The 14,316-nt window shown below is 45.3% G+C and carries 21 protein-coding genes, 1 rRNA gene and 1 pseudogene; 13 read left to right on the forward strand and 10 right to left on the reverse strand.

Annotated features, from left to right (window positions below; all coding sequences use genetic code 11):
• Positions 1–416: 416 nt before the first annotated feature.
• The 3 genes from AB1K91_RS17075 to AB1K91_RS17085 all read left to right on the forward strand — a co-directional run bounded on the left by AB1K91_RS17075 (position 417) and on the right by AB1K91_RS17085 (position 3,223).
• Positions 417–1,364 carry a helix-turn-helix transcriptional regulator gene (locus AB1K91_RS17075; RefSeq protein WP_413091573.1) on the forward strand — a complete coding sequence of 316 codons (948 nt, stop codon included), beginning with the start codon at positions 417–419 and terminating at the stop codon, positions 1,362–1,364.
• 414 nt (positions 1,365–1,778) lie between these two features.
• Complete coding sequence (locus tag AB1K91_RS17080) at positions 1,779–2,183, forward strand: VOC family protein (RefSeq protein ID WP_413091575.1); 405 nt, start codon at positions 1,779–1,781, stop codon at positions 2,181–2,183.
• Between the two features lie 515 nt (positions 2,184–2,698).
• On the forward strand, positions 2,699–3,223 hold the full coding sequence (locus AB1K91_RS17085; RefSeq protein WP_413091577.1) for a dihydrofolate reductase family protein: 525 nt from the start codon (positions 2,699–2,701) through the stop codon (positions 3,221–3,223).
• Between the two features lie 12 nt (positions 3,224–3,235).
• Here the strand turns inward: AB1K91_RS17085 and AB1K91_RS17090 are convergent, their stop codons facing one another.
• On the reverse strand, positions 3,236–3,538 hold the full coding sequence (locus AB1K91_RS17090) for a hypothetical protein (protein ID WP_413091578.1): 303 nt from the start codon (positions 3,536–3,538) through the stop codon (positions 3,236–3,238).
• 53 nt (positions 3,539–3,591) lie between these two features.
• Here AB1K91_RS17090 and AB1K91_RS17095 point away from each other — a divergent pair, with 53 nt between their 5' ends.
• From AB1K91_RS17095 to AB1K91_RS17110, 4 genes are all read left to right on the forward strand, one after another.
• A complete protein-coding gene (locus AB1K91_RS17095; protein ID WP_413091580.1) occupies positions 3,592–4,122 on the forward strand; it encodes a hypothetical protein in 531 nt (176 codons plus the stop codon).
• 76 nt (positions 4,123–4,198) lie between these two features.
• Positions 4,199–5,008 (forward strand): glycerophosphodiester phosphodiesterase, encoded by an 810-nt coding sequence (locus tag AB1K91_RS17100; protein ID WP_413091581.1) that lies wholly within the window; start codon positions 4,199–4,201, stop codon positions 5,006–5,008.
• Positions 5,009–5,105: 97 nt separating this feature from the next.
• A complete protein-coding gene (locus AB1K91_RS17105; protein WP_413091582.1) occupies positions 5,106–5,408 on the forward strand; it encodes a hypothetical protein in 303 nt (100 codons plus the stop codon).
• Positions 5,409–5,465: 57 nt separating this feature from the next.
• Positions 5,466–5,744, forward strand: coding sequence for a hypothetical protein (locus tag AB1K91_RS17110; protein ID WP_413091583.1), 279 nt, complete (start codon positions 5,466–5,468; stop codon positions 5,742–5,744).
• A gap of 30 nt (positions 5,745–5,774) precedes the next feature.
• On the opposite strand, the gene AB1K91_RS17115 is transcribed toward AB1K91_RS17110, so the two are convergent.
• From AB1K91_RS17115 to AB1K91_RS17125, 3 genes are all read right to left on the reverse strand, one after another.
• On the reverse strand, positions 5,775–6,080 hold the full coding sequence (locus tag AB1K91_RS17115) for a spore coat protein (protein ID WP_413091585.1): 306 nt from the start codon (positions 6,078–6,080) through the stop codon (positions 5,775–5,777).
• An 81-nt stretch (positions 6,081–6,161) separates the two neighbouring features.
• Positions 6,162–6,323 carry a hypothetical protein gene (locus AB1K91_RS17120; RefSeq protein WP_413091587.1) on the reverse strand — a complete coding sequence of 54 codons (162 nt, stop codon included), beginning with the start codon at positions 6,321–6,323 and terminating at the stop codon, positions 6,162–6,164.
• An 86-nt stretch (positions 6,324–6,409) separates the two neighbouring features.
• Entirely contained in the window at positions 6,410–6,610 is a 201-nt protein-coding gene (locus tag AB1K91_RS17125; protein WP_413091588.1) for a hypothetical protein, read from the reverse strand.
• A 229-nt stretch (positions 6,611–6,839) separates the two neighbouring features.
• Between AB1K91_RS17125 and AB1K91_RS17130 the strand changes: the two genes are divergently transcribed.
• Entirely contained in the window at positions 6,840–7,709 is an 870-nt protein-coding gene (locus tag AB1K91_RS17130) for a cation diffusion facilitator family transporter (protein ID WP_413091590.1), read from the forward strand.
• 35 nt (positions 7,710–7,744) lie between these two features.
• Here the strand turns inward: AB1K91_RS17130 and AB1K91_RS17135 are convergent, their stop codons facing one another.
• The 4 genes from AB1K91_RS17135 to AB1K91_RS17150 are packed head-to-tail and all read right to left on the reverse strand — an operon-like array spanning position 7,745 to position 9,050.
• The gene (locus AB1K91_RS17135; protein ID WP_413091592.1) at positions 7,745–8,179 is read right to left on the reverse strand and encodes a VOC family protein; all 435 of its coding nucleotides are present in this window, start codon (positions 8,177–8,179) and stop codon (positions 7,745–7,747) included.
• 11 nt (positions 8,180–8,190) lie between these two features.
• Positions 8,191–8,373 carry a hypothetical protein gene (locus AB1K91_RS17140; protein WP_413091594.1) on the reverse strand — a complete coding sequence of 61 codons (183 nt, stop codon included), beginning with the start codon at positions 8,371–8,373 and terminating at the stop codon, positions 8,191–8,193.
• A 12-nt stretch (positions 8,374–8,385) separates the two neighbouring features.
• On the reverse strand, positions 8,386–8,817 hold the full coding sequence (locus AB1K91_RS17145) for an NUDIX hydrolase (RefSeq protein WP_413091605.1): 432 nt from the start codon (positions 8,815–8,817) through the stop codon (positions 8,386–8,388).
• A gap of 20 nt (positions 8,818–8,837) precedes the next feature.
• Positions 8,838–9,050 (reverse strand): hypothetical protein, encoded by a 213-nt coding sequence (locus AB1K91_RS17150; protein WP_413091596.1) that lies wholly within the window; start codon positions 9,048–9,050, stop codon positions 8,838–8,840.
• 137 nt (positions 9,051–9,187) lie between these two features.
• Between AB1K91_RS17150 and cwlD the strand changes: the two genes are divergently transcribed.
• Positions 9,188–9,910 (forward strand): N-acetylmuramoyl-L-alanine amidase CwlD, encoded by a 723-nt coding sequence (cwlD, locus tag AB1K91_RS17155; RefSeq protein WP_093728538.1) that lies wholly within the window; start codon positions 9,188–9,190, stop codon positions 9,908–9,910.
• Positions 9,911–10,010: 100 nt separating this feature from the next.
• Positions 10,011–11,072 (forward strand): Mrp/NBP35 family ATP-binding protein, encoded by a 1,062-nt coding sequence (locus AB1K91_RS17160; protein WP_413091598.1) that lies wholly within the window; start codon positions 10,011–10,013, stop codon positions 11,070–11,072.
• Between the two features lie 89 nt (positions 11,073–11,161).
• Here AB1K91_RS17160 and gerD read toward each other — a convergent pair whose 3' ends face one another.
• A complete protein-coding gene (gerD, locus tag AB1K91_RS17165) occupies positions 11,162–11,734 on the reverse strand; it encodes a spore germination lipoprotein GerD (RefSeq protein WP_413091599.1) in 573 nt (190 codons plus the stop codon).
• Positions 11,735–11,799: 65 nt separating this feature from the next.
• Positions 11,800–12,561: a polysaccharide deacetylase family sporulation protein PdaB gene (gene pdaB / locus AB1K91_RS17170; RefSeq protein WP_413091601.1), complete on the reverse strand. Its 762-nt coding sequence runs from the start codon at positions 12,559–12,561 to the stop codon at positions 11,800–11,802.
• A gap of 243 nt (positions 12,562–12,804) precedes the next feature.
• Here pdaB and AB1K91_RS17175 point away from each other — a divergent pair, with 243 nt between their 5' ends.
• From AB1K91_RS17175 to AB1K91_RS17185, 3 genes and pseudogenes are all read left to right on the forward strand, one after another.
• Positions 12,805–12,963: a cation-transporting P-type ATPase gene (locus AB1K91_RS17175; RefSeq protein ID WP_413091602.1), complete on the forward strand. Its 159-nt coding sequence runs from the start codon at positions 12,805–12,807 to the stop codon at positions 12,961–12,963.
• Positions 12,933–13,856 (forward strand): annotated as a pseudogene (locus AB1K91_RS17180) (HAD-IC family P-type ATPase); the annotation flags it as partial. The gene AB1K91_RS17175 and the pseudogene AB1K91_RS17180, both read left to right, overlap by 31 nt.
• A 398-nt stretch (positions 13,857–14,254) precedes the next feature.
• Positions 14,255–14,316: ribosomal RNA gene (locus tag AB1K91_RS17185) — 16S ribosomal RNA — on the forward strand; the annotation flags it as partial.

Raw genomic sequence — 14,316 nt, forward strand, 5'->3', positions numbered from 1 at the left:
CAAAGCTGTGCTTCTTTCTTTGTTGGAGAAGTTCTAGATGGCTTTTTATGTTTGCCTTGTTGAATAGGGAAACTTGCGCCCGATACGATGTTCCTCTCTATCAACTCCTTAACAATTTAAACAAAGTGATTTTCGATGAAATTCATTAAAGATCTTATTGTTTATCGTACTTGTCGGCCAATCATGAAACAATCAAGTTCGCTGTGTGGTCGTATTGATTCTCATTAATAACTGCCTTAAACAATCGGGCCAGTTAACAGAATATCGCCAACAGAAACCTTGCCCGTATTTTGTAAAGATTCCAGCATAGATGCCAATACATATCCATGCCCGACAACTACAGATTCACTAAATCATCTTTTCCATGTAAGATGTGGTATTTTTATTGTGCAATAAACATTCAAGGGGGGCAACCAATGAACAAAACAGACCGTTTGTTAGCCATCGTGCTGGAGCTGCAACGCAAGGAAGTTGTACGGGCCGAAGATTTGGCGACCCTATTTGAAACTAGCGTGCGGACCATCTACCGTGACATTCAGGCGCTGAGTGAAGCGGGCGTGCCGATCATAGGAGCCCCTGGGACAGGGTATTCCTTGATGGAAGGTTATTTTCTGCCGCCGATCAGTTTCACGGTACCAGAAGTCGTGAGCTTACTGATTGGAACGGACTTTATCGAACAACTATTTGATGATGATTATCGTGTCAGGGCTAAAGCTGCTCGCTGCAAAATCGAGGCCGTTCTAACAGAGAGCGTTCGCAATGAAACATCTCGTGTACGCAAGGCTATGCGTTTGCTCATTTCCGATAAACAGGTCACTCCGTCAAAAGAAAAGGAATATCTAGAAAAGATCCGTCGAGCGATATTAGACGAGCGAAAGATCAGATTTCATTATGCAAAAAGACTTGCAGATTCCGAGGGGAATCGGCATAGTGTTCGTACCGTTGCTCCCTATGGATTGGTGCTCGTTCAAGGATCGTGGATGCTCGTGGCCCGATGTTATCTGCGCCAAGACATTCGCCATTTCCGTTTGTCCCGTATGACGGAACTTATCGATCTGGAAGAACGATTCGAACTGCCGTCGCATTTTAACTTAAGGGAGTATACCCCTCTGGATGATCGGTACTTACAAGTTCGCCTTCGATTTAACCATGACATCGCAGATAAGGTGAAGGAATCGAACTATCATTACATGGAGGATATAGAAGAGCATCAAGATGGATTGCATGTGGTCTTACGCGTTCGTCAACTGGACGAATTGCTGCAATGGGTGCTTGGATGGGGAGCGGATGTGATTGTATTGGAGCCAGATTCATTCCGAAATCGGATTCGTGAGGAAGCTAAAAAAATATTACAACGCTACTGACATACTGTTGTCAGTAGCGTTTTTTTATAATCGGAGTAAGTAAACGTAAAGGAGTGGGAGAAAAATGTGAAGTATGTCTTGCATCGAGTGCGGTACACTTTGGATCAATTGAGCCGCAACCTGGCGTGGAAGGATGGTTGTTGGACCAGATGGTCTAGTTTCTGATTAATTCGGGCCTTCTAATGGTCTGTTTGAGGAAAGGGAAAAGTTCCGAAAATCAAAATGGAAAAGGACATCATTGATTTTAGTGGTTTCCCTTACAGCATGAAGTGAATTGTTTCGACACTGATCGTTCTTGGAACTTTTTGTCACCTATTTACTACAGCTCCTTTGCCCTTGCGGAAGTTTCGCTGGTTCTGGCCCAAAATGATATGGACGGTATTGTAATATTTATTATAGGAAGGATGATATCTTGTGAATTTCGCTTCTGTACGCATCATCACCGACGACGTGGATCGTCTCGTCGAGTTCTATGAGAAAGTCATGGGTGTTTCGGCGGAGCGCCCAGCGCCAGTTTTTGCCGAACTCGTTATGCCATCATGCACCTTGGCAATCGGTCACTCTCAGACGTCGCAACTATTCGGCGCTGGTTCCGTAGTGTCGGCCAACAATCAGACTGTCATCATCGAATTCCGCGTCGACGATGTCGAAGCCGAATACGCGCGCTTGAAGCTGTTTGTTGATGATTGGGTAAAGGAACCGACCACGATGCCGTGGGGGAACCGCTCTGTGCTGTTCCGCGATCCCGACGGCAACCTCGTTAACCTCTTCGAGCCGGTGACCGAGGAAGCGATCAAACGGTTCAGCGGTAGGCGTTGACGGTCAGTTAAAGTGAGTGAGGCCTCAATTTAGGGAGTAGCAACGATTCGTAAAATATATGGCCATTTTGGCCGAATGTGCCGATAACTTTTCTCCAGTGATAATATCGTCTTTCCCGGTATGACAATGATCCATTAAGAAGCTTTTGAAGTATTATCGACTGGATTAAAATCGCCCGAAAAAACAGGAATCGTTGGCGTATCCCCTCAAGTCTTTAATCAACGGGGCGGTTGTGGCACAAACAACGCCCAGAATTCTGGAAAGTAAGTTGATAAAGTATTCAACTAACATCAACCACTTTGGTTCATATGTTATTGTATATTTTTAATTTCAAGAAACATTGATATAAATGGATTATGATGTAATCACTATACTTGAAATTTATCTATATATTGCTCAAAACGTTAGGGGATACAGACGAAAGACTCTCAGCTGGTTGGGTGAGAGTCTTTTTTGTCTATCGATTTATGTGGTGCTTTGATACACTGAAAAAAAGAAATATGGGAGGTTCTGTTATGTCCGAACGTAAGCTTGTACTATTCATTGCCACAAGTCTGGATGGTTATATAGCAACCAAGGAGGATTCTCTGGATTGGCTCTATTCTGTGGAAGGTGAAGGGGATAACGGCTATAGCGAGTTTTATGAAACGGTAGATACAGTGCTTATGGGAAAGAGAACATATGACTGGATAATGGACCATGCAGAACAATTTCCCTATCAAAATAAAATGTGTTACGTCTTCACACGTTCAGAAATGAAGAATGCGGAGGATGTACAATTTGTCCGGAATGATATCGTATCATTCATTAATAAGCTGAAACTGCAAGAAGGAAAGGATATCTGGATGGCGGGTGGCGGGGAACTGTTGTCTGCATTCATGCAGGAACAGCTAGTCGACGAATTGATACTTACTGTGGCCCCTGTGCTTCTCGGCAGCGGTATACCTTTGTTCAAGGAAGGGAATCAAACGAAGCTTACTTTGAAACGGAAAAGGTCGTTCAATCAGTTTGTGGAACTGCACTATGAGGTGAGGGTTTAGTAACATTGGAGATTAATCATTCAGCATTCGATTACAGAGTGCTGTACATAATCCTTGATCGAGACAATATCTGACGGTCTCCTGGCCATTGATGGAAATGTTGTTATAATCAAGCGGCTTCTCGAATCCAGATAGTGTCATAGGTTGACGGAGATGACATATTTTTTGGGGGAAATTACGCAGTATGATGTCCGTCAGCTGTGTGTCATTTATCCCGCCATACTCGTAAACGGATTGATTCACCAGTACTGTCTCAATAAAATCAATATCTGATGAGTTTACACCTTGTCCCTGAATCCATTCGAATACTGTCATAACAATCCTCCTTCCATTACTAGCAACATAACATAAAAGACAAGGAGCCATACATGAAGTTTTCCATTAAACAGCTTGATTTTTTTGATAGTGATTCCACTATTTATTTTCAAACGCCGGCTTCCCATCGTTTGCGGATAGACACATCTCATTTCGAAAATCATTCCAATCTGCTTATTCTCCGGGAATTTATCCACTCTGTTTTTCCTGGGCATGAAAACATAAACATGACGGGAATCGGCGGTTATTATATAGGCTCAAAACGAGTGTGGCAAAAGCAATGCTTAAAGGATGCGGTCAAGCTCACTAATTGGCAGGAGACCAACTTGCTGGATGAGGAGGAAAGAAGATACTTCTGTATTACTGTTAAGGACATTACAGCGCAGGAAGTGTACGCTTTATGCAAGCAAACCGCCCAAGGCCGCAAGTGTTCCAATCTTATGTTCTATACGGCAAACCGCGTGTTATATATCAGTGCCGATGTGCTGGATTTGACCATGATGGATCAAGGGAAATTAAGGCAAATATGCAGCGTGTTCCATTCATTCATCGATACGCATTACCCAAATATAAAGACGATGTAAATTGTAATCAGCTCGTGCTTTCATTCTTAACACTAGCTGCATGGTAATTGATATCAAGCTCCATTAAGTTAACAGTATGAGACAATCTATTACATTTTTATTGGCAGGTCTATTGCTGCTGACTGGCTGTTCCTCGATTCAATCGGAAGCATCTGGTGTTCCTGATTATGCCCCATTGATCATCGCCCATCGCGGGGCCTCTGCCGTCGAGCCTGAGCATACGTTTCTGGCCTACAATCAGGCGCTGGAAGATGGGGCAGACTATATTGAAATCGATTTGCGCAGGACGGCGGATGGTGAACTGGTTGCAATGCATGACGAAACTGTCGATAGGACGACTGACGGAAAGGGCTTGGTCGAGGAGCAGACCTTGGAGGAGGTAAAGGCACTCGATGCCGGAGAAGGGCAAACGGTACCTACCTTGGGAGAAATTCTGGATTGGTATGGCAGTGGAGTGCATTATTATATCGAGACACGGGAGGATGAAGCAGGAGAGCTTGTGATGGAGGAGGAATTACTGCAATTACTGGAGCAATACGCTATCCCGAGGAATCAGGTGATCCTGCAGTCGTTCAGTAAAGACAGCATTCGCACCTTGCATGAACTGGATCCGGAACTTACGCTTGTACAGCTGCTGAAAAAGAAAGACGTGGAGCAGCTGAATGAAAAGGATCTTCAAGCATTGAGAGAAACGGCATTTGGTGTCGGGATTTATGCAGGAATCGTGGATAAAGCAACAGTGGACCTGATTCACCAGCATGAATTGGAGATCCATGCTTATTACCGAGGTGACGAAAGAGAGTGGACCAAGAGAATGCTCCAATACGAAGTGGATGGTATCTTCTCTGATGATCCGGCATATTTGATGAATGTGATGAAGGAATAGATCATAGCTAGTGATTTATTCCTTTTTTTGTCGGAATGTTTAGCTTCGGTATGGGGGGATATAGGGATATTATGCAGCAAAGGAGGGAGTTTTTCTGATGAAAACAGTCGCAACCGTAGGAAGCATCTTCGGTATCATCGCTTCACTTCTCGCAATGTTTTTCACCTTAATCGACGATTCGTATACAGTAGGCAACTTTGGACTGCTTGGAATTGCAGCTGGTATTCTTGGTATCATCGCTGCTATCTTGATTGAGCGGAAACCGGTGCTCGCTGGAATTCTCCTGATTGTGGCAGCAGCAGTCGGCATTTATGGCGTGCTATTATACTTTCTCGTGCCGGGTGTATTGATGCTCATCGCGGCATTTGTGAAAGTGAGCCGCAGGGGAAGCAGTTACTGAAGGAAGCATACCGCAGACATCGGTATGCTTTATTCAGCGGAAATACCTCAGTTTTAAATGATAATGCTGCTCTATCGCAGGTACCGGAACAAGGGATTCTCCACTATCATTGCTTACTTTGACTTGCCTGAAATAACGCTCAGGAAACGGATAGCTAAAGGAAACCGGGACACAACCATACTCTGGACAGTTCCGGGATTCGAGCAGGTTTTGGACAGGCAGATGAATGAAGCGAGTGAGCCTTCAGCAGATGAGGCAGATTATCTATTCGTCATAAGGGATGAAAACGATGTTCTAACGATCACTGAAAGGGTCCTGAATGCGATACAAAAATAAAAAGAGGGAGTGTCGTCCCTCTTTCGTATATTAATATCCGTATCCGTAATAAGGATAATTGTAATATGGGTATGGATAAGGATAGTATGGGTAAGGTCGTGGCCGGTAATAATAAGGCGGATAAAGCAAACTGCTGCCGATCAATCCACCAACGACACCACCAAGGAATGGGGCGCCATATCCGAAACCGGGGCGTCCATAGCCGAATCCCGGGCGACCGAAGCCACCGAAGCCAAATCCCGGGCGACGTCGGTATTCATCCGTGTAAACCGGATACGAATATTGAACTTGTTCGTCAGCTTGATATGGTACAAGAGTATGGTTTTGTTCTTGCATGAAAAACACCTTCCTTTCTGTGCCAGTGTATGACGGGCAAGAGCGGAAGGCGCAGTACAGCAGCCTAATGAAGTTACTTTTTTAATTGAAGGTATCGCGAAAGATGGCAGCTATCGGGATTAACAATGCAAGGATTGGAACGAAGGCCCATATCCAGGTGTGTTTGGATTGTTTGTTTTCCTCTTTCATTTTCTCTACCTCGAGCTCGAGCAATCGGATGCGTTGTTCCAAGTCTTCCTTCATACTTCATCCTCCTTAGGCTTGCCTTCGAAACTCTTCATAAAAAGAGCCTCTGTTACCATTGTAGCAAACAAGAGGCATCTTCATGCTTATGCAATAACAGCAGTTGTAACAGCGCCATATCCGTCTCCGCTTCCAGCATTCTGTATTGATCTTTTATAGGAGACATACGAAATATACAGGGCAATCGTTGCGCCAATCACTGTCAGAATCAAGCCTATATAAGAAATGACTGTTGCGATGAACTCATATCTTTCCTCTTCGACAATGACAGTATTATTATTATTCAACTGATCATCGCTCCTTCCTCACGCTAGCTTATGCGCGGATGGGCGGATGGTGCCTATTTTGATCAATCGTTTGATTAGCTCACATTTTAGGAATTGTCAGCACTTTTGCTCAGGGAAAAACTATTAGCTAGCGGCTATTCATATGGCAGTTTGAAAAAACGTTGCTATAGACCCACCTGTTGGTTGACTGATATGATGATGGAACTGGAATGAAAGGGCTGACGAGGCGTTGGAAAATGAAAAATACAAGGAACTGAAGATGGGAGAGCGCGGAGTCTATATCAGTATCGGTGCTTATCTTGTCTTGTCCTGTTTAAAATTGATCATTGCATTCATAAGCGGATCGGCTGCATTGCGGGCGGACGGTTTGAATAATGCTACGGATATCGTGGCTTCTGTTGCTGTGCTGATCGGGTTGAAGTTGGCGCGGAAACCACCGGATGCCGATCACCCATACGGACATTGGAAAGCTGAGACAGTAGCAAGTCTCATTGCTTCCTTCATCATGATGACGGTCGGCCTGCAAGTATTGTATACAGCGGTATTGAATGTGTTTGACGGTTCCAATGAGGCGCCGGATATGATGGCGGCTTGGACAGGCATATTCGGGGCAATCGTCATGTTCCTCGTATACCGGTACAATATGCGATTAGGAACAAAAATAAACAGTCAATCTGTTAAGGCAGCGGCAAAGGATAATCTATCGGATGCACTTGTGAGTATCGGAACGGTTATTGGTATTATTGGCTCCCAGCTAGGCTTGCCATGGCTGGATCCGTTGGCAGCAATCATTGTCGGATTGATTATCTGCAAGACAGCGTGGGAAATTTTCACTTCCTCTTCCCACCAGCTCACCGATGGTTTTGATGAAACCTTGATGGCAGCTTATACAGAAACCATTATGCAAATTCAAGGGGTAAAGGGCATAAAGACAATGAAAGCAAGAAGCTATGGCAATAATACCATTGTCGATACAGAAATCTTGGTCAACTCCACCCTGGATATCCGGAAAGCCCATGATGTGGCAACGACAGTCGAGAAGACGCTGAAACGGGAACACGGTGTCTATTGGGTCAATGTCCATGTCGAGCCGCAATAAAAAGCCAGAAGCGTACATGCTTCTGGCTTTTCGCTTTAATCAATGATCAGCATATTGTTTTCGTCGAACTTCCAATGCTCGCTGTATGCCACTTCCCAATAATACCCATCAGGGTCGGTGAAATAACCGCTATAGCCGCCCCAATCGACACGCTGCGGCTTCTTGATGATCGTGGCACCAGCCCGTGCCGCCTTGTCAATCACGTAATCGACTTCTTGCGCGGTTTTGGCATTATAAGCTAGTGTAAATCCCGGGAATCCGGCAGTTGCTTGTGGCGGGTTATCAGCATTGATATCTTTTTGCAATTCTTCAAGCGGATACAGTTCCAGCTTCGTCCCTCTGTTATTGAAAAATACGATATGCGGTGAGTTTTCTTTTACGCTTGTCTCAAAATCCAGCCCATTACGGTAGAAAGCGAGTGAGGCTTGCATGTCTTTGACGCCTAAACAAATAAGATTGATTTGGTTCACGGTAAACACTCCTATCGTTTTTTTTGTCGTCTGTTCTTAAGCCATACACTGATGTTGAAAAGGATCATGATTACTGCGGCTGCAATGAGCACCGTCATGAGCAGCAGTGTTCCGATGTTGGTGAAGTTGTTGTAGATGCCGATTGCAAAACCGCTCAGCATGATGAATAAGTACATCCACGTTTTTCTTGTCATGATCGTGCCCCTTTATGGAATGAGTAAGCCTGTAAGCATCTTCTGGGTGATATGGTTGAGTTCAGGTAGATCATCAAGCGGGAAATAGCGGAGGTCTAAGCTTTCGCCATCAGTCATGGCGAATTCGCCTGAAATGCCGTTGGCCTCATAAACAGAGATAACATTGTACACTTCGTCTCCGTTTGGATACTGAGCATAGAACTCTGGCCCTGAACACATTCGCAAAAAGCTGAAGTGTTCTGCGTGCAGCCCCGTTTCCTCGAAAAGCTCGCGTCTGGCCGTATCTTCCAATGACTCTCCCAGCTCCAGCGCACCACCTGGAAGTCCCCAATCCTTTGTATCCGATCTCAGCTGCAACAGCAGCTCGCCCTCCTTATTCCGGACAATGACACCGGCACCGGCCATGACGAGCGGACGTTTGCCGACCACTTCACGTAAATCCATTATATAGTTTGCCAACCTAACTACTTCCTTTCATCCTTTGGGTAGAAAGTATCTTTGCTGCGAGGAAAAAGTGAATTGGAGATACCGTAACTGATCAAGTAGCTGACAAGCAAACAGATACCCACAATGGTCAAGTTGTCATGGAGTAAGTAGAGCAAAACACTCAAACCACCCAACACGATATAAATACCTACATTCAAGTATAAGCGTTTCGTTTGATTATCGAATTTCATGTTGTACGTCCTTTTCTATCATACTTGGTGATGCTAGCTTCATTATACCAGTGCAGGCATGATTTCCAAAGAAGAGCGTATATCCGGAATGGTTGTCCCATATAGTGTACAAATGCGCGGTATGGGAGGAAGTATGAATGACTAGAAGATGGATTGCAGGAGCAATAGCAGCTGCGCTGTTTATCATGCTGCTCGCGTACTATGTACCGAAAATCGTCACGACGGAAGAGTCATCTCATTCCTGGTCCTTGCCATTGGCCGGGAAGACGATCGTAATCGATCCGGGCCATGGCGGTGTGGATGGCGGTGCAGAAGGTGCAGATGGAACGCAGGAAGCGGGTATAACTTTAGCGGTTTCGCAAATGTTGCGGGATTATTTGCAACAAGGTGGAGCACTTGTCTATTTAACCCGGGAAGATGATGTGGATCTTGCGGATGAAGATACAAAAGGGCTTTCCAATCGGAAATCAGAGGATATCCGGAATCGAGTGGCTTTTATTGAAGAAAAGGAAGCGGACTTTTATATCAGCATCCATACAAATGCATTGCTATCTACCAAATGGTCAGGAGCCCAGACGTTTTATAATGAAGATAGAACAGGTAGTAAAGCGTTGGCAACATTCATCCAGGATGAAATCAAACGCAATCTGGAGAATACGAAACGAGTACCGCTGTCATTGAATACGATGTACCTTCTGAAACATACGGAACCTACGGGTGCGCTTGTCGAGATTGGCTTCATGTCGAACCCGCGGGAGTTGGAGCTTTTGAAGGACAGCGTTTATCAGGACAAAATGGCCTTCAGTATTTATGAAGGTATCTTGCGCTACACAACTGAGAAGATGCCGGAAGATGAATGACAGAGCGCCGCTTGCCTAGCCTTCTTCAGAATGTGTTATACTAACGGTAAAAGCAGTCTGGAAACCGTTTTCCGGAACAAGCTAGGTAGGGGGCGTTCACATGGTGACAGAAGAAAAAGTACGGGAGCTTCTGAATGATATCGAAGATCCTTTTCTACATACGACGCTGGGGGAAACCGGCGCCATCGCTGATATCCGGATCAAAGAAGAGAAACGGCATGTCAGCGTGAAAATCTTGGTTGGTAAAACGAATACAGCAGAACAGATGCAGCTGCAGCAAGAAATTGTCAATGTCCTGAAAAGTGCGGGTGCTGCAACAGTAGGATTGCGCTTCGACCAGCTTCCGCAAGAAATAGTCGAGCGCTACAGCCAAACGCAATCATCCGGTAAACAGAAATCGTTGCTGGATAAGGATACGAAAACGAAATTCATCAACATCGCCAGCGGCAAAGGCGGTGTCGGCAAATCAACTGTAACTGTCAACTTGGCAGTGGCACTGGCACGAATCGGCTTCAAAGTCGGAATCATCGATGCGGACATATATGGCTTCAGTGTTCCGGAAATGATGGGTATCGAGAAACGGCCGGAAGTTGTCGAGGACAAAATCACACCAGTGGAGCGCTTTGGCGTGAAGGTCATTTCCATGGGCTTCTTCGTAGAAGACAACGGTCCGGTCATCTGGCGCGGACCAATGCTCGGTAAGATGCTGACAAGCTTCTTCAAGGAAGTGCAATGGGGCGATGATCTGGATTACTTGCTTGTCGACCTTCCACCGGGAACAGGGGATGTCGCATTGGATATCCACACAATGCTGCCGTCCTCCAAGGAAATCATCGTCACTACACCGCATCCGAATGCAGCCTTCGTCGCAGCACGTGCGGGACAGATGGCTATCCGCACCGAGCATGAAATACTTGGTGTCGTGGAAAACATGGCGTACTACGAAGTACAAGCAACAGGTGAGAAGGAATATGTATTCGGACAAGGCGGAGGGGACAAGCTCGCGGATGCACTTGATACTGAAGTGATCGGCCGCTTGCCGCTGGCACAGCCTTACAAGGAAGAAGATGTTTTTGCACCGGCTGTCTACCAGGAGGACCATCCGCTTGGAGATGCGTACGATGACTTGGCGAGAGCGATCCTGGAAAAATATATGCAATAAGGAATAGCTGAGAGCGATTGGCTCTCAGCTATTTTTATTTTGAAGCTATCCTGTACTATTCGCACCTGATAAGGAATGCTTCTTTCGATTTAAGATTGTTTTTCTTTTTGTTTAGATTGTGCTTCTTCCAACGCTTTTTGGACAGTTTGCATCAGCTTCTGTTCAAACATCGGCGTTTCGGCTGATTCCTGGATGGTCTTCTCCAGCTCTTTGCGGAAATCCTGGCTTTTCATGACATTAAGCATTTGCTCTTGTACCTTTGGATCCTGCAGGAGCTGCAGAAGCTGTTTTTGGAAATCGGAATCATTCATCAAATCTTTGACGAGCTTTTTCTGCTCAGGCCCAATATTTTTCGCAAAGGCGGCGACAAATTCCGGATCCTCAAAGCGTTCTTTCCAAAATTTCTGCCCTTCTTCCGAGGTCCACGATTTATTGATGGCATCTTCTACTTTGCTGGCATCCAATGAGACCAAATCCTGCATCGTCTCATCAGACATCACTTCCGAAATGGCCTTCTTGCCTTCATCTGTTTTCAATATATCGGCGACCATCTGCTTGGTCGTATCGTAATCCGGCTGGCTGCTTTCTGCGGCTTGACCGCCAGTACATGAAGCAAGCACGAACAGGGATAATATCAGGATCGGCACTAACCTTACAAACATAATCACGTGCTCCTTCCTCTATAGTAAGTACACTTACTTTGCGCACAAGGAGCAATGATTATGCATCAATTCACTTCTTTCAGTTCCGGAGATCCCCCGGCAATCAATTCACTGACGGTCACGTAATGGTAGCCTTTATTCTTCAATGCCGGCAGGATGGTTTCCAATGCCTTTTCGGTCTGTTTGACTGAATCAGAAGCATGCAGCTGGATGATATCGCCATTGCTTGCTTCTTCCATGACTTCATCAACGATAAGCTGCGTGCCTGGGTTGCGCCAGTCCTGCGGATTCACGCTGTATTGGATCACTTTCAAGCCAAGTGTCTCGGACAATTGAATGATTTCGGTATTGAAATCTCCTGCTGGTGCACGAAGCAATTCGATATCTTCGTGCCCGAGTTTACGGAAAATCTCTTTCGCGTAGGAGAGATCTTTTCTTATTTGAGCGGGCTCTTGTTCGATATAGCTCTTGTAGCGGTATCCCATCATTCCCAGTTCATGCTTATCTTCGACGATCCGATCGACGATCTGCGGATGACGCTCCGCCCATTCGCCGCTGACGAAGAAGGTTGCTTTCACATTCTGTTCCTTCAACTCATCCAGTATAGGGATAGCTTGTGTATCTCCCCAGCTTATATTGAAGGTGAGGGCGATATTAGGCTCATCCTTGCTCCCTTGTGTCAATGCTGCCGGCTTTTCCTTTGATGAAAAGACGGATAATGAACTGCTCGTCTCCATCCAGATGATCAATGCCGTGAACATTGCTGCTGCCACGACGAATGCCCATCTTTTCCATTTGTTGAAACGGAATACATAAAAGTGCTGCATGCATATCATTCCCTTCGCTGCTCCCGTAATGTAGTTCCATTCTATGCATGCCTGTCCTCGAACATGATGCTTGTCTGCTATCTGTTAATATAAATGACAACATTTTTACAAAAAAGTTGATTCCATTTCAGTCAGTTCGGGGAAACAAATAGGAGAGAAACTGGAAAGGAGCGATGAAGTGAAGGCGCACGGGATGGATGCAGAAGCAGTCTAAGAGGAATTGGGACCTCGAAAGAAGGATTATTGGAAGAGGAAGCTCAGCGGAGACTGGAATCGGATGGATACAATGAATTAAAAAGCAAGGAAAAGGACCCGGTATGGAAGCTGTTCATTGCCACTTTCAAGGATACGATGGTCATCGTCCTGCTTGTGCAGAAGCAACTGGAATTCGGAGTATCGTGATAACTGGTGACCATAAGACGACTGCCCTGACAATCAGAAATCGGGTTGATGGAAGACGGGATCTGGCGCTGACAGGTAAGGAATTGGATAAGCTATCCGACGAAGAGCTGGATGAGAAACTGGGTCGTATCTCTGTCTATGCTCGTGTCTCGCCAGAAAACAAAACCAGGATTATCCGGGCGTGGCAGAACAAAGGAGCCATCACCGAGATGACAGGAGATGGTGTGAACGATGCACCTGCATTGAAGCAGGCGGATATCGGGATTGCCATGGGAATCGGGACGGATGTAGCCAAGGATTCAGCTGCCATGGTATTGGCGGATGATAATTTCGTTTCCCTCATCAACGCGGTCGGAGATGGACGTACAGTATTTGATAAAGTCAAAAAAACGATTGGCTATTCTTTTCGCTGTCTTCCTGAATATGCTTAACCCATTCACGGCTCGGCAACTGTTGTTCATCAACTTGATCAACGACTCCTTACCAGCACTGGCTCTGGGGATGGAGAAGGAAGAACCTGATGTAATGAAACGAAAGCCCAGGAACATAAACGAAGGAATATTCTCCGGCGGTACGTTACAGGGGGTGCTACAGCATTCTACTGGAATGGGAATAGCGATGGCGTTTACGACGCTTATACTGGCAAGGACACTTCATTTTCTGCAAGATCAAACACGCAGACGATTATCAAAGTAGGTACTAACAAGTACGTGTTCGGAGCAACAGCTATTTGATTCTTGCTTTAATGGATTACCGTATTGCCCGGAGTGCGTAGTATTTTTTCGATTCCGGAAGCTTTCGGTCGGAGGGGTTGGTCCATTAGCGCAGGGGTTGTCCTTGCAGCTGTCATCTTGATGGAAATCATCAAAGCTATACGTAATGAAAATGGATAAAACCAGGAGAGCTCTATTAACAGTGGGCTTTCTTTTATGCTAAAATAAGCTGATTAGAGCTGGAAACGTCGATATTTGCCAATAGCCAGAGAGCTTCATACAAGGGTCTCTGAGCTGCTTTTTAAGTTTAATAGAAAAAAGTTGTTGACGCATATCGAAATAGGTCGTATACTGTTAAACGGCGCTAAGGTAAGACGAAAAAACGCGCCAAACAGATTATCAAGTTTTTTATAAAAAGTTGTTGACAAAAACAATTGAGACATGATAAGATGTTCTAGTCGCTGAAACAAGCGGCAACAACTTGATTCTTGAAAACTGAACAAAACAACCAATTACGAACTAAACGACATGATCATTATGATCAACGTCAGCTCTAACGAGCGCAAAGCATCAACACTTTCATGGAGAGTTTGATCTTGGCTCAGGACGAACGCTGGCGGCGTGCCTAATACATGCAAGT

Origin of the sequence: Terribacillus jepli (genome assembly GCF_047228925.1) — a bacterium.
Classification (GTDB): Bacteria; Bacillota; Bacilli; order Bacillales; family Amphibacillaceae; genus Terribacillus.